Annotated in this window: 21 protein-coding genes; 7 read left to right on the top strand and 14 right to left on the bottom strand. The window is 62.6% G+C overall.

Annotated elements, in window-relative coordinates:
* Positions 1 to 439: 439 nt before the first annotated feature.
* Positions 440 to 1759 (bottom strand): bifunctional phosphopantothenoylcysteine decarboxylase/phosphopantothenate--cysteine ligase CoaBC, encoded by a 1320-nt coding sequence (gene coaBC, locus BUE21_RS03180; protein ID WP_084522768.1) that lies wholly within the window; start codon positions 1757 to 1759, stop codon positions 440 to 442.
* 338 nt (positions 1760 to 2097) lie between these two features.
* On the opposite strand from coaBC, the gene thrS reads away from it, so the two are divergent.
* Positions 2098 to 4017, top strand: coding sequence for a threonine--tRNA ligase (gene thrS, locus BUE21_RS03175; RefSeq protein WP_073354599.1), 1920 nt, complete (start codon positions 2098 to 2100; stop codon positions 4015 to 4017).
* 89 nt (positions 4018 to 4106) lie between these two features.
* Positions 4107 to 4745: a translation initiation factor IF-3 gene (gene infC / locus BUE21_RS03170; protein WP_073354690.1), complete on the top strand. Its 639-nt coding sequence runs from the start codon at positions 4107 to 4109 to the stop codon at positions 4743 to 4745.
* Between the two features lie 43 nt (positions 4746 to 4788).
* On the opposite strand, the gene BUE21_RS03165 is transcribed toward infC, so the two are convergent.
* The 6 genes from BUE21_RS03165 to hemA all read right to left on the bottom strand — a co-directional run bounded on the left by BUE21_RS03165 (position 4789) and on the right by hemA (position 10216).
* Complete coding sequence (locus BUE21_RS03165) at positions 4789 to 5595, bottom strand: UDP-2,3-diacylglucosamine diphosphatase (protein WP_073354597.1); 807 nt, start codon at positions 5593 to 5595, stop codon at positions 4789 to 4791.
* 11 nt (positions 5596 to 5606) lie between these two features.
* Entirely contained in the window at positions 5607 to 6116 is a 510-nt protein-coding gene (locus tag BUE21_RS03160) for a peptidylprolyl isomerase (RefSeq protein WP_073354595.1), read from the bottom strand.
* Between the two features lie 36 nt (positions 6117 to 6152).
* Entirely contained in the window at positions 6153 to 6749 is a 597-nt protein-coding gene (locus BUE21_RS03155) for a peptidylprolyl isomerase (RefSeq protein ID WP_073354593.1), read from the bottom strand.
* A 91-nt stretch (positions 6750 to 6840) separates the two neighbouring features.
* Positions 6841 to 7701: a peptide chain release factor N(5)-glutamine methyltransferase gene (gene prmC / locus BUE21_RS03150; RefSeq protein ID WP_073354591.1), complete on the bottom strand. Its 861-nt coding sequence runs from the start codon at positions 7699 to 7701 to the stop codon at positions 6841 to 6843.
* Positions 7698 to 8798 carry a peptide chain release factor 1 gene (gene prfA, locus BUE21_RS03145; protein WP_073354589.1) on the bottom strand — a complete coding sequence of 367 codons (1101 nt, stop codon included), beginning with the start codon at positions 8796 to 8798 and terminating at the stop codon, positions 7698 to 7700. The genes prmC and prfA overlap by 4 nt, the downstream gene beginning before the upstream one ends.
* A gap of 122 nt (positions 8799 to 8920) precedes the next feature.
* Complete coding sequence (gene hemA / locus BUE21_RS03140) at positions 8921 to 10216, bottom strand: glutamyl-tRNA reductase (RefSeq protein WP_073354587.1); 1296 nt, start codon at positions 10214 to 10216, stop codon at positions 8921 to 8923.
* Positions 10217 to 10672: 456 nt separating this feature from the next.
* Between hemA and BUE21_RS03135 the strand changes: the two genes are divergently transcribed.
* A complete protein-coding gene (locus tag BUE21_RS03135) occupies positions 10673 to 10954 on the top strand; it encodes a hypothetical protein (protein WP_073354688.1) in 282 nt (93 codons plus the stop codon).
* A gap of 18 nt (positions 10955 to 10972) precedes the next feature.
* Here the strand turns inward: BUE21_RS03135 and BUE21_RS03130 are convergent, their stop codons facing one another.
* Entirely contained in the window at positions 10973 to 11863 is an 891-nt protein-coding gene (locus tag BUE21_RS03130; protein ID WP_073354686.1) for a CoA transferase, read from the bottom strand.
* 182 nt (positions 11864 to 12045) lie between these two features.
* Here BUE21_RS03130 and ygiD point away from each other — a divergent pair, with 182 nt between their 5' ends.
* The 3 genes from ygiD (at position 12046) to bamC (ending at position 15238) form a co-directional block, all read left to right on the top strand.
* Positions 12046 to 12987, top strand: coding sequence for a 4,5-DOPA-extradiol-dioxygenase (gene ygiD / locus BUE21_RS03125; protein WP_456152026.1), 942 nt, complete (start codon positions 12046 to 12048; stop codon positions 12985 to 12987).
* A 149-nt stretch (positions 12988 to 13136) separates the two neighbouring features.
* Positions 13137 to 14033: a 4-hydroxy-tetrahydrodipicolinate synthase gene (gene dapA / locus BUE21_RS03120; protein ID WP_073354584.1), complete on the top strand. Its 897-nt coding sequence runs from the start codon at positions 13137 to 13139 to the stop codon at positions 14031 to 14033.
* Positions 14034 to 14098: 65 nt separating this feature from the next.
* Positions 14099 to 15238, top strand: coding sequence for an outer membrane protein assembly factor BamC (gene bamC / locus BUE21_RS03115; protein WP_073354582.1), 1140 nt, complete (start codon positions 14099 to 14101; stop codon positions 15236 to 15238).
* 105 nt (positions 15239 to 15343) lie between these two features.
* Here the strand turns inward: bamC and trpA are convergent, their stop codons facing one another.
* The 5 genes from trpA to BUE21_RS03090 all read right to left on the bottom strand — a co-directional run bounded on the left by trpA (position 15344) and on the right by BUE21_RS03090 (position 22139).
* Positions 15344 to 16162, bottom strand: coding sequence for a tryptophan synthase subunit alpha (trpA, locus tag BUE21_RS03110; RefSeq protein ID WP_073354581.1), 819 nt, complete (start codon positions 16160 to 16162; stop codon positions 15344 to 15346).
* Positions 16159 to 17436, bottom strand: coding sequence for a tryptophan synthase subunit beta (gene trpB, locus BUE21_RS03105; RefSeq protein WP_073354580.1), 1278 nt, complete (start codon positions 17434 to 17436; stop codon positions 16159 to 16161). Before trpB ends, trpA begins: the two co-directional genes overlap by 4 nt.
* Positions 17437 to 18147: a phosphoribosylanthranilate isomerase gene (locus BUE21_RS03100; protein ID WP_073354578.1), complete on the bottom strand. Its 711-nt coding sequence runs from the start codon at positions 18145 to 18147 to the stop codon at positions 17437 to 17439.
* The gene (truA, locus tag BUE21_RS03095; RefSeq protein WP_073354576.1) at positions 18144 to 18989 is read right to left on the bottom strand and encodes a tRNA pseudouridine(38-40) synthase TruA; all 846 of its coding nucleotides are present in this window, start codon (positions 18987 to 18989) and stop codon (positions 18144 to 18146) included. Before truA ends, BUE21_RS03100 begins: the two co-directional genes overlap by 4 nt.
* 102 nt (positions 18990 to 19091) lie before the next feature.
* A complete protein-coding gene (locus BUE21_RS03090) occupies positions 19092 to 22139 on the bottom strand; it encodes a FimV/HubP family polar landmark protein (RefSeq protein ID WP_073354574.1) in 3048 nt (1015 codons plus the stop codon).
* 2 nt (positions 22140 to 22141) lie between these two features.
* Here BUE21_RS03090 and BUE21_RS14360 point away from each other — a divergent pair, with 2 nt between their 5' ends.
* Positions 22142 to 22330 carry a hypothetical protein gene (locus tag BUE21_RS14360; RefSeq protein ID WP_143164392.1) on the top strand — a complete coding sequence of 63 codons (189 nt, stop codon included), beginning with the start codon at positions 22142 to 22144 and terminating at the stop codon, positions 22328 to 22330.
* Positions 22331 to 22411: 81 nt separating this feature from the next.
* On the opposite strand, the gene BUE21_RS03085 is transcribed toward BUE21_RS14360, so the two are convergent.
* Complete coding sequence (locus BUE21_RS03085; RefSeq protein WP_073354572.1) at positions 22412 to 23470, bottom strand: CDP-6-deoxy-delta-3,4-glucoseen reductase; 1059 nt, start codon at positions 23468 to 23470, stop codon at positions 22412 to 22414.
* Between the last annotated feature and the right edge of the window lie 74 nt (positions 23471 to 23544).

Raw genomic sequence — 23544 nt, 5'->3', positions numbered from 1 at the left:
TAATGGTGTGACAGTTTAATGCTTGGGCCACGGTGCATGTGGTCCAGTGTTGCGTACTGCTACATTTTATGAAGATTGTTATCCCCTCAAAGGGGAGGCCGCGCACTGTGATGGTGCCAAAATGTTGCTTAAAAGCAACTTTTGGTGGCAATTGTAATGCGATATTGATCTAGGGAAAATTTCGTATCGTATATACCGCAGGGATGGTGATAGAGGAGTTCCCCTCTTTTTTGTTACAAAGAGCAAAAAATAGTCTGTGAATCTCTTGGGATGGCCGCTGCGATCCTATGGCTTGAGAGCTTTGGATGCACCACGCTGGATATTTTTTGCTGGCACCAGCATGTGCTGTGCCCTCGGTACGCTCAGTCTGGTTGCGCAGGCGTTACGCCTTGGTGAGCGGAGCGACGATGCCGCTTCACGCTGGTATGTCGTGAGCTGCTCAAAGCCGCTGAGCGATTTCCCGGATGAGCTGTTTGGCGAGGGTGCGCTTGCTGGCGCGCGGCAGGGTGTGGTGGCCGTGTTCGTCGAACAGTACCAGTACGTTGTCATCCTGACCGAAGGTGCTTGGGCCGATGTTGCCCACCAGCAGCGGCACGCCTTTGCGCACACGCTTGGCGGTGGCAAATTCCACCAGATTCTGGCTTTCGGCCGCAAAGCCGACGCAGTAGAGTTGTCCGCTCTGGGCACGGGGTGACTGGGCCAGTGTGGCCAGAATATCCGGGTTTTCAACGAAGTGCAGGGCTGGCACTGCTTCTTGCGGATTCTTCTTGATTTTTTCGGTGGCTGTGGTGGCGGGTCGCCAGTCGGCCACCGCTGCGGTGGCCACCAGGATATTGGCACTGGTGATGTGCTCCTGGGCGGCATCGAGCATTTGCTGGGCGGATTGCACATTGATGCGCTGCACATTGCGCGGGGTTTCCAGGGCCACCGGGCCGCTGATGAGCGTGACCTTGGCTCCGGCCTCCTGTGCGGCCCTCGCAATCGCAAAGCCCATCTTGCCGCTGGAGCGGTTTGTGATGCCACGCACCGGGTCGATGGCTTCGAAGGTTGGGCCAGCGGTCACCAGCATGTGGTGGCCTGCCAGTACATTCGGGGTGAAGAAAGAGATGAGGTCATGCAGGATTTCATCTGGCTCCAGCATCCGCCCGTCGCCCGTTTCGCCACATGCCTGCTCGCCCTGACCCACGCCCAGGATGTGTGCGCCATCGTTTTCTGCCTGTTGCAGATTGCGCTGGGTGGCGGGATGCGCCCACATTTCACGGTTCATGGCGGGGGCGATCAGCAACGGGGTGCGACCAATCGGGCGTGCCAGGCACATCAGGCTCAGCAGCTCGTCGGCCCGGCCCTGTACCAACTGGGCCAGAAAGTCGGCACTGCAAGGAGCGATCAGGATGGCATCGGTGTCGCGCCCCAGGTTGATATGGGGCATGTTGTTGGCATCGCGCGCATCCCATTGCGAAAGATACACGGGGTTGCCCGACAGGGCCTGCATGGTGATGGTGCTGATGAACTGGGTGGCTGCCTCGGTCATGACCACATGGACGCTGGCCCCGGCCTTGACGAGCAGCCGACACAGTTCGGCCGATTTGTAGCAGGCGATGCCGCCGCTCAGCCCCAGCACGATGCGCTTGCCTGCCAGTTCCCGTGGAACCAGCTCATCCAGTGGCAGTGCCGGTGGCTCTACCTGCCCCAGGCTGGCAGTTTCGCCAATGTGGGTGACCGGGTAGTTGTGGGAGGAGGAAGGGGCAGAATGGGGCATGGCGTGCGGCACGGTGGTTCGAAACAGTGCCGCTTTATACAAGCTCCACTGGCTGGCGTCCAGTGGAAAAGATGACTTTGCCGGGCGGCCACCTCCGGTGTGGGCAGGGCAGGCGTGATATGTGCCGCCGCGTTCATTTTGTGGGAAAATGCCCGCTGGTTTATTTTTTTCTGGCTTTCCAGCACATGGGTTATGACACCGCGAACGACTACCACCTCCAGTACCGCTGCCTCTGACAGGCAGATGGATGTGTGGCCGCGCGCCTGGCTTTGAGAGCCATTTCCAGAATTTGATGCGCGGCCCCTCTGGCCGCGTTTTTATTTTTTTCCACACACAGCATGATTCACATTACCCTTCCCGACGGTTCCCAGCGTCAATTCGAGCATCCTGTTTCCGTGGCCGAGGTGGCCGGCGCGATTGGCGCGGGACTGGCCAAGAACACGGTGGCCGGCAAGGTCGATGGCCGTCTGGTGGATGCCTGCGAGACCATTGACCACGATGCCCGCCTGCAAATCATCACCCCCCGGGATGACGAGGGCGTGGAAATCATCCGCCACTCCTGTGCGCACTTGGTCGGGCATGCCGTCAAGCAGCTCTATCCCACCGCCCGCATGGTGATCGGCCCGGTGATCGATGAAGGCTTCTACTACGACATTGCCTACGAGCGGCCTTTCACGCCGGATGACTTGCAGGCGATTGAGGCACGCATGAAGGAGTTGATCGCCAAGGACTACGATGTCATCAAGCGCATGACCCCGCGTGACGAGGTGATTCGCCTGTTCCAGGAGCGTGGCGAGGACTACAAGCTGCGCCTGATCGAGGACATGCCGAACGAAACGCAGATGGGCCTGTACTTCCACGAGGAATACGTGGACATGTGCCGTGGCCCGCATGTGCCCAATACGCGCTTTCTGAAATCCTTCAAGCTCACCAAGTTGGCCGGAGCCTACTGGCGCGGCGATGCGAAGAACGAGCAGTTGCAGCGCATCTACGGCACTGCCTGGGCGGACAAGAAGCAACTCGATGCCTACATCAAGCGCATCGAGGAAGCGGAAAAGCGCGACCACCGTCGCCTCGGGCGCGAGCTGGACCTGTTCCACCAGGACGAGCATTCGCCCGGCACGGTGTTCTGGCATCCCAAGGGCTGGATCATCTGGCAGCAGGTGGAACAGTACATGCGCAATGTGTACCGCGAAAACGGCTACCAGGAGGTCAAGGGGCCGCAGATTCTGGACAAGGGACTGTGGGAAAAAACCGGCCACTGGGACAAGTACCGCGAGAACATGTTCACCACCGAGAGCGAGAAACGCGACTACGCCCTCAAGCCCATGAACTGTCCCGGCCACCTGCTGATCTTCAATCAGGGCATCAAGAGCTACCGCGACCTGCCGCTGCGCTATGGCGAATTTGGTCAGTGCCACCGCAACGAGCCATCGGGCGGTCTGCACGGCATCATGCGGGTGCGGGCCTTCACGCAGGATGATGGCCATATTTTCTGCACCGAAGACCAGATTCAGCAGGAATGCGCCCACTTCACCGCGCTGTTGCAGAGCGTTTATCAGGACTTCGGCTTTACCGACATCATCTACAAGGTCGCCACCCGCCCGGAAAAGCGCATTGGTTCCGAGGAAAGCTGGGACAAGGCCGAAGCCGCGCTGATCGATAGCCTGAAGGCTGCGGGTGTCGAATACCGTATTTCCGAAGGCGACGGTGCGTTCTACGGCCCCAAGCTGGAGTACACGCTGCGCGACGCGCTGGGGCGCGAGTGGCAGTGCGGCACGATTCAGGTCGATCCTTCCATGCCCGAACGGCTGGATGCGGAATACGTCGGCGAGGATGGCGCGCGCCACCGGCCCATCATGCTGCACCGCGCCATTGTCGGCAGTCTGGAACGTTTCATCGGCATCCTGATCGAACATTACGCGGGAGCACTGCCGGTCTGGCTGAACCCGGAACAGTTCGTGGTGCTCAACATCACCGACGCACAGGCCGATTACTGTCGTGAAATTGCCGCAAAAATCCAGAAACTCCTGCCCCATCAGCCATTGCGGCCCAAACTCGATCTGCGCAACGAAAAGATCACTTATAAAATACGCGAGAACGCATTGCAGAAAATCCCCTTCATTCTGGTTGCAGGAGACAAGGAGAAAGCTGCGGGAACCGTTGCAGTGCGTGCGCGGGGCAATCAGGATCTGGGAGTGATGCCCGTCGAGCAGTTTGCCCAGCTTCTGGCGCAGCATATTGCCGACAGACTCTGACCGTGCCCGCAACCCATACGCCGGGGCAGTGGCAGGCCGCCTGAATGGCCTGCCACGCACCGGTATTGTTCATAGACCAACCATTGAAGGTGAGAACCATCGCTACGGAATATCGTGACCGCCGTCACCGGGAAGAACGCAAACACCGCCTGAACCGTGAAATCAACGTGCCAGAGTTGCGCGTGACCGGCCCAGAAAATGAACCCATCGGCATCATCAGCCTGAACGAGGCCCTGCGCATGGCAGGGGATCTGGATGTCGATCTGGTGGAAATTGCACCCCATGCCACTCCGCCAGTCGCACGACTGATTGATTACGGAAAGTTCAAGTACCAGGAACAGAAACGCGCTGCCGAGGCCAAGGCCAAGCAGACCGTGATCGACATCAAGGAAGTGAAATTCCGTCCCGGTACGGATGATGGCGACTACAACATCAAGCTGCGCAACATCCGCCGCTTCCTTGAAGAGGGCGACAAGGTGAAGGTCACGCTGCGCTTCAGAGGGCGTGAAATCACCCACCAGAACCTGGGTCTGGACTTGCTCAGCCGCCTGCGCGATGACTTGGCCGATTCCATCGTGGTGGAGCAATTCCCCAAGCTGGAAGGCCGTCAGATGATCATGATGCTCGCGCCCCAGCGCAAGAAGGCTTCCGGCGGTGCAAGCGGTCAGGGCAACAAACCCCAGCAGCCGCGCAATACACCGGATACGGACACCGTCCCCTCCGCTTGAGTCTGGTCTGAAGAAAACACCAGCCTGATGCAGAAAATCTGCATCAGGCTGGTGTTTTTGCGTCTGTCCAATCGATGCGGCGAAGATCGCCCTGCTGCCAACGCAGAATTTCGGCGCGTGGGGGGCTGGCCTGCATGTCCCAGTCGCTCAGCACCAGCCGTTGCTGGCCGTCGCCCAGATCGTGCGTGCCGGGTTTATGGGTGTGGCCGTGCAGCAGCGTGGTGCAGCGGGTGTGGTGCAGCCATGCCTTGCTGGCGGGGTGATCCAGATCGACGACCACCTGTGCGGCATCGGATTTGCGCGATTCGCTGTGCTGGCGTGCCTTGCGGCCAAAGGCGCGCCGTGCGGCCAGCGGTTGCGCCAGAAAGCCTTGTTGCCAGGCGGCACTGCGGCTGAGCTGGCGGAATTGCTGGTAGTCCACGTCGTCAATGCACAGAATATCGCCGTGGGTGAGCAACACGCGTTGTTCACCCAGTGTGATGGCAGTGGGGTCGTGCAACAGGGCAATGCCGGTGGCACGGGAAAATCCCTCGCCCACCAGAAAATCCCGGTTGCCGTGCATGAAGTAGCAGGCCCTGCGCGAAGCCGCCTCGCGCAGGCTGGCACAGGCACGCGATTCAAAACTGCCGTGCTCGCCCATCGCATCGTCCCCAATCCAGACCTTGAACAGGTCGCCCAGCAGGAACAGAGCCTGTGCCGGGGTGGTCTGCAAATAGTGCTCCCAGCGCAGCAAGGTGGCCGGATCGTCGGCCTGCAAGTGCAGGTCGGAGACGAAATCGACCACCGTATCGGCATCGAACGGGGTGGCGATTTCGCCGAAGTGCAGGTGTTCGTCCGGCAGGGCGGGCATGGGGCAGGGCTTCAGATGGCTACGGCCTTGCTGATGAGCACGTCGGTCTTGGGCACATCGTCGTGGTAGCCACGACGGCCAGTGGGAACCTTGCGGATGGCATCGACCACGTCCTGACCCGAAACGACCTTGCCAAAGACGGCATAGCCCCAGCCCTGGGAGGTGGGGGCGGTGTGGTTCAGGAAGTCGTTGTTCTTGACGTTGATGAAGAACTGCGCCGAGGCCGAGTGCGGGTCGCTGGTGCGGGCCATTGCAATCGTGTAGGCGTTGTTTTTCAGGCCGTTGTTGGCTTCGTTTTCGATGGGGGCCTGGGTGGGCGGCTTCTGGTCGAGGCCGGGGATGAAGCCGCCGCCTTGAATCATGAAGCCATCGATGATGCGGTGGAAAATGGTGCCGTCGTAGTGGCCGCTGTTCACGTAGTTCAGGAAATTCTCGGTGGATTTCGGGGCTTTTTCAGCGTCCAGTTCCAGCGTGATGGTGCCGTGGCCATCGATGTGCAGTTCGACTTGGGGGTTGCTCATAAGGTTTTTCCTTGGGTGAAGTAAAAAAGATGGGACTCAGGGCTGCACGCGGCTGGCCGAGAGAATGGTGACGGCTTCCACTGGAACGTCGCTGTGCGGGCCGCGTCGGCCAGTGGGAACCTTGCGGATGGCATCGACCACGTCCATGCCTTGCACGACCTTGCCGAATACCGCATAGCCGTCGCGGGGCGAGCGGGCGTTCAGGCTGGTGTTGTTTTCGACGTTGATGAAGAATTGCGAGGTGGCCGAGTGGGGCGCACCGGTGCGGGCCATCGCAATGGTGCCGCGTTCATTTTTCAGGCCATTGAAGGCTTCCAGTGGAATGGCCGGGCGGGTTTTCTTCTGCACGAGATTGGCATCGAAGCCGCCACCCTGAATCATGAAGTTGCCGATGACGCGGTGAAACACCGTGCCATCGTAGTGCTTGTCATCGACGTATTGCAGGAAGTTGGCGACGGTTTGCGGGGCTTTCTCGGGGTTCAGCTCCAGCACGATGTCGCCCTGGCTGGTGTGCAGCTTGACTTGGGGCGCGGCAGCACGGCTCTGGGCCTGTACGGCAGGCAGGCACATGCCACCCAGCGTGACGGCCAGCAAGGCGTGAAGGGTGTGGCGTTTGGAGTTGAACAGGGACATGGTGGGGCGGACGAATGGATGGTGAAGGCGGCGCATGGAGCGTGGCAAGAAATACTGCGATACCTGCGCCCCGCACGGAAGACGGCCTATTCTATCGGCATCCGCCGGTGCAGCGAATGTGTCCGGCCAGGTCGTGGCGATGCTCAAGTGCCGCAAAGTCCGCCGTTTGCAACAGTGTGCGCACGGCATCGTGCTGTTGCCAGCCGTGCTCCAGCAGCAGCCAGCCGCCAGGGCGCAGGTGCGGGCGGGCGTGGTGGATGATGTGGCGCAGATCGTCCAGGCCGTCGCGCTGGGGGCCTTCGCTGACCAGGGCGGTACGGGGTTCGTGCAGCAGGGCGGGCAGGTGCTCGTCGGTGTCGGCCAGATAGGGCGGGTTGCTCACGATGAGATCGAATGCGGGCACTGCCTGCTGGAGCAGCGGGGCAAACCAGTGGCCGTGCAGCCATTGCACCGGCAGGTTCAGGCGTTGCCCATTGGCCTGTGCCACGCACAGGGCGGCCGCGCTGGCATCCACGGCTACTACCGTGGCATCGGGGCGTTGTTGCTGGAGGGCCAGCGCGATGGCTCCGCTGCCGGTTCCCAGATCAAGAATGCGGGGCTGGTGCAGGGCCTGTACGCATTGCAAGGCCCAGTCCACCAGGGTTTCGGTGTCGGAGCGCGGGTCGAGTACGTCGGAGCTGATGTGCAGGTGCAGGCCGTAGAAGGCCTTGTGCCCGGTCAGGTAGGCCACCGGCTCCTGTTGCAGGCGGCGTTGGCACAGGCTGGCGAAATGCCGTTGCTGTTCACCAGACAGGTTGTCCCGGTCGTGCGAGATCAGCCATGCACGGTCATGGGGGTTCTGGCCCAGGGTGTGCAGCAGCAGAATCTGCGCATCCAGCCGCTCCAGTCCGGCCTGCCGGGCGTGTTGCAATGCCTGTGCCACGTTGAGGGGCTGGGGGAGTGAATGGGTCATGGCAGGGCATCCGGGGCCAGCTCGGCCAGTAGTTCGGCTTCGCGGGCACTGACCAGCGCATTCAGCACATCGCCCAGATCGCCTTCCATGATGGTGCTGAGTTTGTAGAGCGTGAGGTTGATGCGGTGGTCGGTGAGCCGCCCTTGCGGGAAGTTGTAGGTGCGGATGCGGTCGGAGCGGTCGCCACTGCCGATCAGCCCTTTGCGCAGGGCGGCATCCTTGGTGGCTTTTTCGCTGCGTTCTTTCTCTTGCAGGCGTGCCAGCAGCACTTGCAGGGCCTTGGCCTTGTTGCGGTGCTGGCTGCGGTCGTCCTGGCATTCGGCCACGATGCCGGTGGGCAGGTGGGTGACGCGCACGGCCGAATCGGTCTTGTTGATGTGCTGGCCGCCCGCACCGCTGGCACGGTAGGTGTCGATGCGCAGTTCGGCGGGGTTGATCTGCACGGCCTGGGTTTCGTCGGGTTCCGGCAGCACGGCGACCGTGCAGGCACTGGTGTGAACGCGCCCCTGGGTTTCGGTGACGGGCACGCGCTGCACGCGGTGGCCGCCGGATTCGAAGCGCAGACGGCCATACACGCCATCACCTTCGAGGCGAATCACCACTTCCTTGTAGCCGCCGAGTTCGCTGTCGGTCGCGCTGATGATTTCCACGCGCCAGCCCATGCTGTCGGCATGGCGGGTGTACATGCGCAACAGGTCGGCGGCAAACAGCGCGGATTCGTCGCCGCCCGTGCCGGCACGGATTTCCAGAAAGGCGTTGCGGGCATCGTCGGGGTCTTTGGGCAACAGCAGCCGCTGGATTTCGGCTTCCAGCTTGTCCAGCTCCTCGCGGGCATCGGCGATTTCTTCCTCGGCCATTAGCGTGGTTTCCGCATCGCAACCGGGTTCGTCCAGCAGCTCATGGGCCACTTGCAGATCGCGGCTGCGTTGCTGGTGGCGTTCGTAGCGTCCGGCGATCTGGGTGACTTCGGCGTGCTCCCGTGCGATCAGGCGGTACTGCTGCATGTCGGCCATGATGTCCTCGCGCGAGAGCAGGAAGTCCAGTTCGCGCAGGCGTTCGGTGTAGCGTTCAAGCTGCTGGATCAGAAAGGTTTGCATGGACGGGGGCCGCAGGGCAGGGCATCTGAAGCGGTTCGGGACAGGGGAATGGTGCGGGAGAGGGCCGCGCACCGGTGGAATGCCATGCCGCAGGAGTGTGGCAGAGCCGACAGGGCGCGTCGCTAATGCCTTGTGGTGGCTTCACCGCGCAGAAACAGGCGGGAGACGAGTTGCGTGGTCTGCTCGCGCTCAATCTGGTCGGCATTGCGCAGTTCGGCCATTGTGCCATGCAGCATTTTTTGCGACAGGCCGCGTGCCAGGGCTTGCAGCACGGCATCCACGTCCTGCCCCTTGGCCAGCATTTTGCGGGCACGCTGGATTTCCTGCTGGCTCCAGGCATCGGCCTGGGTGTTGAGCTGCTGGATCAGCGGCACGACCCCGGTGTGTGGGTTGCGCTGCTCCAGCCAGCGCACGAAGCTTTGCACGCCGGTATCGATGATGGCTTCGGCCTGCTCCACGGCGGCCTGCCGGTTGGCCTTGCCCGATTGCACGACGTGGGCCAGATCGTCCACGGTGTAGAGATAGACGTTGTCGTGCTCGTTCACTTCGGGTTCAATGTCGCGCGGCACCGCCAGATCGACCATGAACATGGGCTTGTTGCGGCGTTTTTTCAGGGCACGTTCCACCGCGCCCAGCCCGATGATGGGCACACTGCTGGCGGTGGAGGTGACGATGATGTCGAATTCGTGCAGGCGTGCCGGCAAATCGGCAATGCGCACGGCCTGTGCCCCCAGCCGGTCGGCGAGTTTCTGGCCGCGCTCCAGCGTGCGGTTGGCAATGGCAATGGATTCCGGGCGTTGCGCGGCAAAGTGGGTGCTGACCAGTTCGATCATCTCGCCTGCGCCGACGAACAGCACTTTCAGGCGCGAGAAATCCTCGAACAACTGATTGGCCAGGCGCACGGCGGCAGCGGCCATGCTGATGGAGTGCGCGCCGATGTCGGTGCTGGTGCGCACTTCCTTGGCCACGGCGAAGGAACGCTGGAACAACTGGTTCAGCGTACTGCCCAGCGCGCCTGCCTTGTCGGCCACGCGCACCGCGTTTTTCATCTGACCGAGAATCTGCGCTTCGCCCAGCACCATCGAGTCCAGCCCGCTGGCCACACGGAAGGCATGGCGTGCCGATTGGCCGTCTTCCAGCAGGTAGGAATGCTGGCGCAGGGCTTCGGGGCTGACACCGCCGCTGTGCGCCAGCCAGTCCAGCGAGGTCTGCATCTGGCTGGCCGGGGCGCAGCAGTAGATTTCGGTGCGGTTGCAGGTGGAGAGAATGGCGGTTTCCACGGCATTGCTGCTCTGGCCTGCCAGATTCTGGCGCAGCGCGTGCAGGGCCGGCGCAATCTGGTCGAGCGCGTAAGCAAAACGACCGCGCAGATCAATCGGTGCGGTCGTGTGGTTGATGCCTAATGTCCATACTGCCATGACTGAATTATAGAATGCCGGTTGATGTATGCCAGCCTAGGGCGTGTCATCCATGAGATTCACCCCCGCGCCAGTGTGCCCCGACAGGCCAATCTAGGCGCACGCCGCCGCCCGTATGTCGATACGGGCAAGGTGTGCAACGACGAGTGGCCTGTCGGGGCACGCTGGCCCGAAGGGTTGGGCCCAAAAAGGCCGTGCGCGGCGTTGCAAAGCCTCGCAAGGCAATAAAGCCTTGCTGTGTTTTGCGCCTTGCTCACAGCCTTTTTGGACTCCAACGCGGGGGTGAATCTCATGGATGATACGCCCCGCGCCGATTGCACCGGTTTGTCTTTGCAAACTGGCTATCGCAGCGATTGGATTTGTGCATGGCCCACTGGTGCGCCATCGCAAGGCGTGGCGGTCTGGCATTCCGTTATTTCGCCGATATGGCTGCAACAGGCGGCTTTGACCCGTGTTATGCCCCTCCCAACCCTGCTTTTTCATCTGCTCTGCCTGTGCCTGCCCGCCTGGGGGCTGGGGCTGTTGCTGGCCCTCAGTACCCGAGTGATTTGGAAGGGCTATGCCTGCCGCCTCGCGCTGCTGGCCAACTGGGCTGCCCTGGGTTTGAGTGGCAGTCTGGTGCTGCTGCTGGGTTTGCCGCTGACCGGGCAGGATGGCTCCATGCTGACCTACGCGCTGCTGGTGGTGGTGCTGGCCAGTGTGCAGTGGCTGCTGTTGCGGCCACTGCCTGTTAAGTAAGAAAAGTCAGTCAGTATCTCAGGGCAAGGTATAGAGCGGGATGTCGAACCGCTGTGCCAGTGTGTCCAGTTCGGCGCGCGTGCGGGTGCGCAGGAAGGCGGCAATGGCTTCGGCAGTGGCCGGGCTGTGCATGTCGGGCGGGGTGTCGAGTGCCGGATCGTTCTGGATTTGCCGCCACAGATACAGCGCGAAGTGCCGCTCCAGTGCGGCCAGTGCCACGCGGCCATCGGCGCAGGGGTAGAGGCGGTAGCCCACATGTGCGCCGCCCGTTTCGCTGCCGGGCTGCACCATGTGCCAGCGCACTGGCCATGCCATCCAGCGCGCGCCTTCCGAAAGTGCCACTTCGATCTGCTGGCTGCCCTGTCCTTGCAGGCGGGCCAGTTGCGTCTGCAAGATGGCTTCGCTGGCCATCAACGCCCCTGACATGTCGGCATACAGCGAGGTGGGCATGGACAGGCTGTTGAGCAGTCCGGCCTCGGCCTGGTAGGTCAGGTCGTGCCCGGCTTCATCGGCGCGTTCGCCCGGTGCGCCCACGATGCGCACCAGCGACAGGTTCGGGTAACGCGGGTGCAGGCTCTCCCAGTCCAGCCCCAGCTTGCGGGTGGCCGAAAGCCGGAACGATGTCAGCAGCACCTGCGACTGCGCCAGCAGGCTGTGCAGGATGGCCTGACCTTCCTCGGTCTTGAGGTTGGCGTGGACGGTTTCGAGGCCATCGTGCAGTTCGTCGTAAGCCTGGGGGCTGTAGATGTCCATCGGGTCGCCGGTGCGCTTTCCGGGCGGCGGCGGGGCTTCCAGCTTGGTGCAGCTCGCACCCAGTGCCCGACAGCGATAGAGGGCGGCCGGGCCGGGGACGTTCAGGGCCAGGCTGAGGATGCGGATGCCTTGCAGGGGCAGAAAACGGGTGCTCATGGTGTATGTCTCCTGATTGGGGGTAACGGCGGGGCGAATTCTGGCGGTGGATTGCATCCAAAGATGCAACAGTATGGCCTGTACAGGGGGATTTTTCCCACGGAACAGGCTCTCTACAATGCCTGGAAAGCAGTTTCACCTGCGCATGATACCCAGCACAACGATACAGAAAGCCCTTCATGATGAACCGTAGAACCTATATGGCCGGTCTGTCCGGTCTTGCCACCGTGGCCGCTGGTGCAGCGGGAGCCGGCTGGGTGCAGTCTGCATCCGCTCTGGCCCCGGCAGGCGAATGGCTGGATGCGCTCAAGCCCTCTGCCCGCCAGCCCGTGCTGTTTGTAGGGCACGGCAGCCCGATGAACGTGCTGCCCGGCAATGCCTGGCGCGACCGCTGGGAACTGCTGGGGCAGGAGTTGCTGCAACGCCCCGAGCCACCGCAGTTGATTCTGTGCATCTCGGCGCACTGGCTCACCCGCGAAGGCTGGTACCTGACCGGCATGGATACCCCGCGCACCATTCACGATTTTGGCGGTTTCCCCCAGCCGCTGTACGAGATGCAGTACCCCGCCCCTGGCGCGCCGCAGGTGGCGCGGCAACTGGCGCAGGAGCTGCACGACCCGGCGCAGCCGCAGACCCCGTTGGGGCTGGACCACGAAGAGTGGGGGCTGGATCACGGCACCTGGTCGGTGCTGCTGCCCATGTTCCCGCAGGCGCGCATTCCGGTCATCCAGTTGAGCATCGACTACTCACGCCCCCTGTCCGAGCATTACGCGCTGGGGCGACAGTTGCGCCATCTGCGCGAGCGTGGCGTATTGATCGTGGGCAGTGGCAACATCGTCCACAACCTGCGGCGCATGAGCCGGGATGCGTCGCCCGATCAGGCATTCGACTGGGCGCACGCCTTCGACCAGCACGTCCACCAACGCATTGCCAGCGGCGACACCGACGCGCTGGTGCAGGTGCAGCAACTGGGCGAGACCATGCGGCTGGCGCATCCCACGCACGATCACTATCTGCCGCTGCTGTATGCCGCCGGTGCTGCACACGAAGGCGACAATGCGCAGTTCTTCAACGCTGGCTTCCAGCATGGCTCCATTTCCATGCAGTCGGTGCTGTGGGGGTGATGGCCTGAAGATCGTGAACAGGTTCTTGGAAACAGCGAGCAGTCGCGTACTGGCATCTGCCAATTGCGAATGCCAGCCATGAAATCGTTAGAATGGCAGTCGGGCCGTTCTTGCCCATTTCTGTTTTTATAGGCCAACCCCTGATTTTTATGACAGCAGCCACAGTACGTTTGACCGGCAGCATTGTTGCCCTGGTGACTCCCTTCAACGAAGACGGTAGCGTGGATTACGACAGCCTGCGAAAACTGGTGGACTGGCATGTCGATCAGGGTACGGACTGCATCAGTGTGGTGGGCACCACCGGCGAATCGCCCACCATCGACGTGCAGGAGCACCACGAAGTCATTCGCGTGGCCGTCGAACAGGCGGCTGGCCGGGTGCCCATCATGGCCGGTTGCGGGGCCAACTCCACGCACGAGGCCATCTCGCTGGCACGCTATGCCCAGCAAGTGGGTGCGGACAGCCAGTTGCAGGTCGTGCCCTACTACAACAAGCCCACCCAGGAAGGCCAGTTCCAGCACTTCAAGGCCATTGCCGAAGCCACTGGCGATCTGCCCATCTACCTCTACAACGTGCCGGGGCGTTCCGTGGCCGATCTGGCGCACGACACCGTGCTGCGCCTGGCCGAAGTGCCCGGCATCATTGGCATCAAGGAAGCCACCGGCAACATCGAACGTGCCCAGTGGCTCATCCGCGATGTGCCCGAAGGCTTCGGTATCTATTCCGGTGATGACCCCACTGCCGTGGCCCTGATGCTCTGCGGTGGACATGGCAACGTCAGCGTCACTGCCAACGTCGCCCCTCGCCTGATGAGCGACCTTTGCCGTGCCGCGCTGGCAGGCGATACCCGCCGCGCCATGGACATCCAGAAACGCCTGCTGCCGCTGCACAAATCCCTGTTCGTCGAGGCCAATCCCATTCCCGTGAAGTGGGCACTGCATCGCATGGGCATCATCGGCGGAACATTGCGCCTTCCCATGACTCCATTGTCGGCCGGATACACCGCTGTCGTGGAAAAGGCCCTGCAAGACCTGCAACTGGTCTGACTGGCGCAGCGTGCAGCGGCCTGCCCTGCACCTGCCATCGACAGCGCATTCCCATACAAGGAACCATGAACGTGAAATCCCAGCCCCTTGCATTCAAGACCACCCTTCTGGCCACCGCTGTGGTGCTGTCAGGCTGTTCGGTCTTTCAGGAAGACAAGATCGACTATAAAAGTGCCAGCCGTGGCGTTTCGCTGGAAGTCCCTCCCGACCTGACCCAGCTCATGCCCGATGCCCGCTACAACGTGCCCGGCGGTGTCGTCTCTGCCAATGCCATGCTGGGCGTGCAGGCCCAGCGCGGTGCGGCCAGCAACGTGGCGGCCAGCAGCGTGGCCGACGTGCAGATTCAGCGCGAAAACGGCGTGCGCTGGCTCAGCGTCCCGCGCGGCCCCGATGTTCTCTGGGATCCGGTGCGCCAGTTCTGGCTGGACAACGGCTTTGTGCTGGCCATGGACCAGCCCGAACTGGGCATCATGGAAACCGACTGGGCCGAAAACCGCGCCAAACTGCCGCAGGACGTGATCCGCGCCACCCTCGGGCGGGTGCTGGACTCGCTGTATTCCACCGGCGAGCGCGACAAGTTCCGCACCCGGCTGGAACGCCGCAGCGATGGCGGCACCGACATCTTCATCACCCACCGAGGCATGTCGGAAGAATTCAGCTCGCCTTCCAAGGAAAACACCATCTGGCAACCGCGCCCGAACGATCCTGAACTCGAAGCCGAGTTTCTGCGCCGCCTGATGGTGACGCTGGGCATCAGCGAAGAACAGTCCCGCGCCATCCTGCAAGCCGATGTCACCGCTGCCACGGCGGCGGCTGCCACCCAAACCAGCCCACAATCGCAGGTGCGCGTCGTGCAGGCAGGGGGCGTGCCCGCCTTGCTGTTGCCCGAAGACAATTTCGACCGTGCCTGGCGGCGCGTCGGCACGGCACTGGACCGCACCGGCTTCACCGTCGAAGACCGCAACCTCAGCCAGGGCCTCTACTATGTGCGCTATGTCGCCAAGGCCGATCAGGACAAGAAGCCCGGCTTCTTCGGTCGCCTGCTGGGCCGCTCTGGCCAGACTTCCGAGCTGGTCAAATACCGCATTCTGGTGACCTCCCAGGCCGAAGGCGCGGTGGTGCGCATCCTCACCGAAGCCGGTGAACCCGCTCCGGCCGAGCAGGCCAGCGCGATTGTGAAGCTGTTGCAGGAAGACATGCAATAAAGGTTAGATAGCCCTTTGAGGCTGAACGAAAATAGCAAAACCGCCTTGGTATTTTGAACCAAGGCGGTTTTTTCATGCTGCGCCAGCAAGGCACGGATTCAGGATTTACGGGGCATCGCCATCAATGGCTGCCCGGATGCCGCGCAGGAACTCCTGTGCGGCGGCAATCGCTGCTTCGGCGGGCTGGTCTTTGAGCAGTTCGATGATTTTGGAGCCAATCACCACGGCATCGGCAGTCTGTGCAATGCTTTGTGCGGTCTGTGCGTCCCGGATGCCGAAGCCCACGCCGACCGGAATGGCCACATGCTGGCGGATGCGCTCCAGCATCTGCTGCACCTGCGCCACATCCAGGGTCTTGCTGCCGGTCACGCCCTTGATGGAGACGTAATAGACGTAGCCGCTGGCAATGGCGGCAATCTGCTGGATGCGTGCGTCGGTGGAGGTGGGCGCGAGCAGGAAAATCAGATCCAGCCCGTGCTGGCGCAGTTGTGCGGCGAAGGCTTCGCATTCTTCGGGCGGGTAGTCCACCACCAGCACGCCATCAACCCCTGCGGCGGCGGCATCTTCCACGAAGGCGTTGGGGCGGCGCAACTGGTCGTAGCGTTCGATCGGGTTGGCATAGCCCATCAGCACCACGGGGGTGGTGGTGTCCTGCTGGCGGAATGTATGCACATTGGCCAGCACCTGGGGCAGGCCGATGCCTGCACGCAGGGCCTGTTCTCCGGCCTGCTGGATGGTGGAGCCATCGGCGGACGGGTCGGAAAACGGCACCCCCAGTTCGATCACATCGGCCCCGGCCTGCACCATGCCGTGCATGAGGGCAGGGGTGATGTCGGCGTGGGGGTAGCCGGTGGTGACGTAGGGAATCAGTGCCTTGCGGTTTTCGGCCTTCAGGCGGTCAAAGGTGAGGGCGATGCGGTTCATTGTTGGCCTCCTTTCACGGCATGGCCGCGTTCCGACGGGCGGTCGTAGAAGTCCGCGCCGGACAGATCGGCCACGGTGCCGATGTCCTTGTCGCCCCGGCCCGACAGATTGACCAGAATGCCTTGATCCTTGCGCATGGTCTTGGCAAGCTGGAGGGCGTAGGCCACGGCGTGGCTGGATTCGAGCGCGGGGATGATACCCTCGGCGCGGCACAGGTAATGGAAGGCGTGCAGGGCTTGGGCATCGGTGATGCCGACGTATTCTGCCCGGCCGATTTCATGCAGCCAGACGTGCTCGGGGCCGACACCGGGGTAGTCCAGTCCGGCACTGATGCTGTGGGTTTCGGTGATCTGGCCGTTGTCGTCTTGCAGGATCATGGTGCGGTTGCCGTGCAGCACGCCGGGGCTGCCGCGCTGGATGCTGGCGGAGTGCTTGCCACTGTCCAGCCCCTGTCCGGCTGCTTCCACACCGATCAGACGCGTACCGGTGTGATGGATGTAGGGGTAGAAAATGCCCATGGCATTGCTGCCACCGCCCACGCAGGCGACCACGGCATCGGGTTGCTGCTGGGCCATGTGCAGGTGCTGGAACATGGCAGGCATTTGCTCCAGGCACTCGTTGCCGATGACGCTCTGGAAGTCGCGCACCATCATCGGGTAGGGGTGTGGGCCTGCCACCGTACCGATGATGTAGAAGGTGCTGTCCACGTTGGCGACCCAGTCGCGCATGGCTTCGTTGAGTGCATCTTTGAGGGTCTTGCTGCCCGATTCCACCGGAACGACGGTGGCTCCCAGCAGCTTCATGCGATAGACGTTGGGGCTTTGGCGTTTGACATCTTCCGCGCCCATGTACACCACGCACTCCAGGCCATAGCGGGCGCAGATGGTGGCAGTGGCCACGCCGTGCTGGCCTGCGCCGGTTTCGGCAATGATGCGGGGCTTGCCCATCCGTCTGGCCAGCAATGCTTGCCCGATGACGTTGTTGATCTTGTGCGCACCGGTGTGGTTCAGGTCTTCACGCTTGAGAAAGATTTGCGCACCACCGGCTTCGTCACTGATGCGCTTGGCATGGTAAATCGGGGAAGGGCGGCCTACATAATGCGCCAGTTCATACTGGAATTCTGCGATGAATTCTGGGTCGTTCTGGTATTTCGCGTAGGCTTGGCGCAGTTCGTCGATGGCATAGGTCAGGGTTTCGCTGATGAAACTGCCGCCATAAATGCCGAAATGCCCTGTGGCATCGGGCTGCTGGTAGGGTTGGGATGGGTTTGTCATTTAACTTCCAGAAACATCGGCTGCACGCACGGCAGCCATGAATTGCATCATTTTTTCGGCACTCTTGACGCCTTTGACGGGCTTGCCGTCCGGGCCGTCCAGTTCGATGCCGGAACTCACATCAACGGCCAGCGAGAGGCCGCGCGAACGCACCTGGACGATGCCATCGCCCACGTTTGCAGGTGTGAGTCCACCACTCAAGACGAGGTGAGAGGTGACGCTTGTTGGAAGGAGTGACCAATTGAATGTGTGTCCGCCACCGCCGTAGCCCGTGACGTGGGCATCGAGCAGGATGGCCTGAGCCTCTGAAAACGAATGGGCATATTCTACGAGATCAAACCCCGGTGCGGGGCCATCCAGTGGAATGCGTGCCGCGCGCAGATAGCGGTAGCGGCCCTGCTGGCTCAGGGCATGGCATTGCTGCGGGCTTTCGTCGCCGTGGAATTGCAGCAGTGCCTGAGGAATGGCCTGCATGGCTTGTGCCACTTGCGTTTCGCTGGCATTGACGAACAGCAGCACCGGGGTGATGAAGGCGGGCAGCAGCCGTGCCAGTTCGGCGGCCCGCGCCAGGCTGACGTGGCGCGGACTGGGCGGATAGAGCACGAAGCCGATGGCATCGGCTCCGGCATGGATGGCCGTCTGCACGTCCTGTTCGCGGGTGAGGCCGCAGAACTTGACGCGGGTGCGAAAGGGCGCAGAGATGGAAGTCATAAGGGGTTGCCGGGCAGGTAGTCGAACAGGGCGTTGGCATCGGGCAGGTTCCAGATGGCATCGTACTGGGGGCCGAGAAAATACAGGCCATCGGGGGCGAAGGTGGGCGCGGCCACGGTGCGCGAGCGTGCCAGCAGCACCTGCTGCATCCATTGCGGAGGCTGGCGGCCCTGTCCCACGGCGAGCAGGCAGCCCATAATGTTGCGGATCATGTGGTGCAGAAAGGCGTTGGCCTGAAACTCGAACCGCCAGTAGCAACTGGGCACGCCCCGGTGTTCCTGTATGGAAGGCGGGTGGCCGTGTTGCAGCAGGGTGCGCTGGATGCGGATGTCGGCAATGGTCTTGACAGGCGTGATGGACTGGCAGCCCGATGCGCGAAAGGAGCTGAAGTCGTGCTCGCCCAGCAGATACGCGGTAGCCTGCTGCATGGCCTGCTGCTCCAGTGGCAGGAAAGTCCAGCCCACACGCCCCTGTTCCAGGCTGGGGCGCACGGGCGATTGCAGCAGCACATAGGCGTAGCGTCGGCTGGTGGCGCAGTTGCGGGCATGGAAGCGGGTGGGGACTTCGCGTGCCCACTGCACGGCAATATCACCGGGCAGCAGTGCATTCACACCACGCACCCAGGACATGTGCGGGCGTACCACGGGCGTGTCGAAATGCACCACCTGTTGCAGCGCGTGAACCCCCGCATCGGTGCGGCCTGCGCACAGCACGGTGACGGGATGCCCGGCAATCTGCGTCAGGGCTTTTTGCAGATGATCCTGCACGGTGTGGCCGTTCGGCTGACTTTGCCAGCCGTGGTAGGACTGGCCGTTGTAGCTGATTCCCAGGGCAATGCGCATGTGGTGGCTAAGGTGTGGTGGCTCCAAACGCCAACGCCGAAGCAGTGTTCGGCGTTGGCGGGGGGAAGTGAGGGCGTATGGGATGGATGTACCGTCCCCAGGTCAGCCCAATTCTTTCAGCAGTGCTTGCGCCTGTTGCTTCAGGCTGCCACTGGCATCGTCCAGCACTTCCTGGGCCAGAGCGCGCGCACCTTCGTCATCACCCAGTGCGTGGAATTCCCGCGCCAAGGCCAGCTTGGTGCTGAGCGGGTCGTCGGTGGCTGGGCTGCTGCTGGCCTCGTCCAACTCCAGTCCCATATCCAGGTCGAATTCCGATGGGGTGGATGGAGCGTTTTCCTGGGCTGGGGTAGGACTCTGTGGCTTGTCACTGCTCGGGGTGTCAAGGTCAAGGGACAAGGCCGCCAGGTCGAATTCCAGTGTGCTGGTCAATGGATCGTCGTCGCGCTCTTTACCGGGTTGCAGGTCTGGAGCAGTGGAATCCGAGAAGGACAGTTCCGGCAGATCCAGGGTTTTTTCCGTGGCAGCCTTGGGCAGGGGGTCTTCGGCAGGCTTCGTGGTGGGCGTGGCCACATCACCAAGGCTCAAATCCAGGTCGAGATCCAGACCATGGAAACGGCTATCGCTCTGGCTCCCCGCAGCCGCCGATGCGGTGCCGACTGTGGGTGCCAGCGCGGCCTTCTCCACCTCGGCATCGGTCTGGAAGTCCAGTCCGGCATCCAGGTCGGCCATTTCCTGGCGGGCATGGGCCTGTGGGCTGGCAGGCGAGGATGCCTGAAGGTCGAAGTCCAGCCCGGATTCCGTGCCTGCAGCCGCCTCCACCGAGGCCGTTGCAGTGAGAACCGGGGGTATCGGGGATGGGGCCTGGCTGCTGTGATCCGGGCTCTGGAGCGGTGCTCCAGCCTGATAGAGCGGGTTGCTCGGGTCGAGGTTGCGTCCCAGCTCTGCCACTTTCAGCCAGTCGCTGCCCTGTGCCTGCGTGAGTGTTTGCAGGGTTCTGGCGGTGGCAGCAAATGCCTGACGATCCTGGCGGGTGGCGTGGATTTCGGCCAGGCGCACATGGATGGCGGTGCGCTCCGGGTTGTTCTGGAGAGCCTCCTTGAGCACTTCCTCGGCCTGCTGGTCGCGCCCGTAGGCCAGCAGCACATCGGCTTCGAGGACGGGGTCGCCCTCACCGCTGGCATCGATCTGGCTGGGGGAGTAGGACATGGACGACACGCCAGTCGAATAGCCGGCGGAGGAGGCCTCTCCAGGTGCTGTGTTCTCGCCAGCTTTTTCCTGGTCGTCTTGCTCGGTGGTGTCGTCCCCGAAGAAGGTGCGGCGCAGGTTGTTGTTGGGAGCGGGTGCATCTTCGTCTGGGTCTTGGTCTTCTTCAGATTGCACCCGGTTTTTGCGCCAGCGATAGGCACCATATCCTGCCAGCAGCAGGACAATGGCCGCGGCTCCCCAGAGCAGAGAGGGATTGTCCTGAACACCTGCGGCACTGGCCACGGGCTGCGCCGCAGGCGGCACTGGAGCTGGGGCAGGCTCGGTATTGCTGCTGGGCGTGTCTGGCGTGGGGGTACCGGGGGTTTGCGTGGCAGCAGCAGGGGCAGTCGTGCCTTCGCTTGCACTGCCATCGGGTGCTGGTGCATCTGGTGTGGTGGCAGTGTCCGGCTGGGGCTCACTTGCGGTGGAAGGCAATGGTACAGGCGGTGTTACCTCAATGCCCGCACCCGTGCTGTCGCTGCTCGAGGGCGATCCTGTGGCAGCGGCGGCCCCACCACTGTCGCTGGCATCCGCTGGGTCGCTGGCGGGTTTCTGGGAGATGTCCGCGGCCTGTTTCTGCAACTCTTCCAGGCGGCGAATATTGGCCTGCAACGCCTGTTCGCGCTCGGTGTTTTCCTGCTGCTGTCGCTGCTGTGCCAGGCGTTCTTCTTCTGCACGGCGCACATCATCGGAGGAGGGCGAACCCACCACCAGCTCGGGCCTGCCACTGACTGCGCCATCGGTGACGCGCGTGACCACGCCACTGAGGGTGCGCTGGCCGCTGCTGTCTGCACTGATGCGTGGAGCTGCCTGTGCGACCTTGGCCTGGTAGCGGCGGAAGTCCTGGGTTTGGGCGGCCACGATGCTGCGGGCTTCCTGGGCAGAGACGGACTGGATGGTTGCCAGTTCTGGCATCGCCAGGGCCACGCCGGCCCGCAACAGGTTGATGTTGCCCTGGATGAATGCCTCGGGGTTGGTGCGTTGCAGTGCCACCAGCATTTGGTCCAGCGAGACGTTGGCAGGCAGATGGCGGCGGGCAATGCGGCTGGCATTGTCGCCTCGGCGGGTCGTGATGGTGGCCCCGGCCGTGTAGCCTGCTGCCTGGCTGCTGGCACGGGTGCTGGAGGCAGTGGGAGATGGGGCGGTCGCAGGGGTGCCGGTGGTGGCAGAAGCCGCTGGGGTTGCACCACTGGCGTCGCTGGCGCGGGTGATGCCGGTCACGGCAGGGGCAGCAGATCGGGGGTTTTCTTCGGCACTTTGCGATTGCAGCCAGGCGTAGGCACGCGCGTAAGTGTCGTTGCTGTGGGGCGCGCTGGCAGTGGCAGGTGTTGCCTCAACCGGTGCGGCTTCAGCGGGTACAGGAGCCGGTGATGGGCTGGAGGCCGTGGTCTCGGTGGTGGCCGCAGGAGCAGGGACACCAGTGTCTGCGGCCACGGCGGGCACATTCGGGCTTGGGATGACTGGGCGATCGATGGTGCGGGGGGTATCGGCCGCAGCGGTGGGAGCCGGGTCCAGCAGCACGGTATAGCTGCGCACGATCTCCCCACCGTTCCAGGCTGCATTGAGCACAAGGTCCAGGAACGGCTCATTGACGGGAGCACGGGTGCTCAGTTGCAGAAAGGCCGTGCCATCCGCACGCCGTTGCAGATTGATTTGCAACTGCGCCATGAGGGGTGAATAGCCGACACCGTGCCGGTTGAATGCGTCTGGCGATGCGGCATTGGCCCGCAGCGACTCGGCTTCGTTGGCTGACAGGCTGGTGATGGCAATCTGGGCACGCAGTGGCTCACCCAAGGCGGACTGAACGCGAAGCTGTCCAAGGGTCAGGGCCGACGCTCCGGTCAGAGGCAGGGCGGTCGATACCAGAATGGCAGCCGCCAGGGCTGAGTGTTTCCAACGGTGCATGTATGACATTGTTTGCAATTGAATTTATTGTGTGGCGAGGGCAGGGGACGGGTCGTGTGTGCGGCAATCACTTCTCCTCACAAGAGGCGATTCACCCGACCCGGCAGACCTTTCCTTGCGCATTATTGCGTGACGGCACGATAGCAGCAAAGAAAAATGCTGACAAGTGTCAAGGCCTGGAAACAGGATGACGGTATGGTTACGATTGAAAACAGTTTCTGCTCTGTTGTCCAGAGGCAACGTGCGGCTGCCGTGGCGAGGCAGCAAGGGGATTATGCCGCCTTGTCGGCCGCGCTGGTGAATGCGTCGGCGTGAAAGTCATCCGGGCAGAGTTGCCCATGCTGGCAGTAGCCTTGCCGGGCTGCCTCTACCATGGTGGGTGCGCCGCAGGCATAGACTTCGTGTCCGGCAAGGCTGGGGGTGTCTTGCAGCACGGCCTGGTGGACGTAACCGGTGCGCCCTTGCCAGGCATCTTCGGGCTGGGCATCGGAGATGACGGGAATATAGCGCAACTGCGGCATGGCCTCGGCTTGCTCCAGCACCCAGTCGTGCAGGTACAGGTCGGCAGGGCGGCGGCTACCCCAGTACAGCGAGACGGGCCGCTGGATGCAGCGATGCTGCATGTGTTCCAGCATGGCCTTGATGGGGGCGAAGCCGGTTCCCGATGCCAGCAGCACGATGGGGCGTTCCGAATCCTCGCGCAGGTAGAAGCTGCCGAACGGGCCTTCGATGCGCAGGATGTCGCGCGGCTTCATGTCCTGGAATACATGGTCGGTGAACAGTCCGCCGGGCAGGTGGCGGATGTGCAGTTCCAGTCCGGGCGTGGGCATTTCCTGGACGGCATGGGGCGCGGTGGCCATCGAGTAGGCGCGGCGTGAGCCGTCCTTGAGCACGAATTCGAGGTACTGCCCGGCGTGGTAGCGGAAGTTGCTCTGCTGTGCGGGCAGTTGCAGTTGCACACGCATGACATCGTGCGAGAGTGGCTCCAGTGTGGTGACGCGCACAGGCATCTTGCGGATTGGAAAGGCATCCTGGTGCGTGACCTGGCGCGATTCGATGGCGATGTCCGACTGCGGGGTGGCTCGGCAGGTGAGGATGTAGTTCTGGGCTTTTTCCGCATCACTGAGCGCGTGGGATGAATGCGACTGCATGGACACCGTGCCTTGCAGCATTTTGCATTTGCACGAACCACAGGCTCCATCCTTGCAGCCGTAGGGCAGGGTGATGTTCTGGCGGATGGCCGCTGCCAGAATGGTTTCGTTGGCGTGGGTGGTGAAAGTGCGGTGGCTGGGTAAGACGCTGACAGAGTGGGAGGAAACGGTCGTGGGCATGGTGTGTTATTGTGCCGGGGCTTCCCGCAGGGGCAGTGCCTGCCATCCGGCGGTGTTCCTGAAGCGTGGGCGAA

The organism is Lampropedia hyalina DSM 16112 (assembly GCF_900129055.1).
GTDB lineage: Bacteria > Pseudomonadota > Gammaproteobacteria > Burkholderiales > Burkholderiaceae_C > Lampropedia > Lampropedia hyalina.
This window is presented reverse-complemented; position numbering and strand designations above follow the sequence as displayed.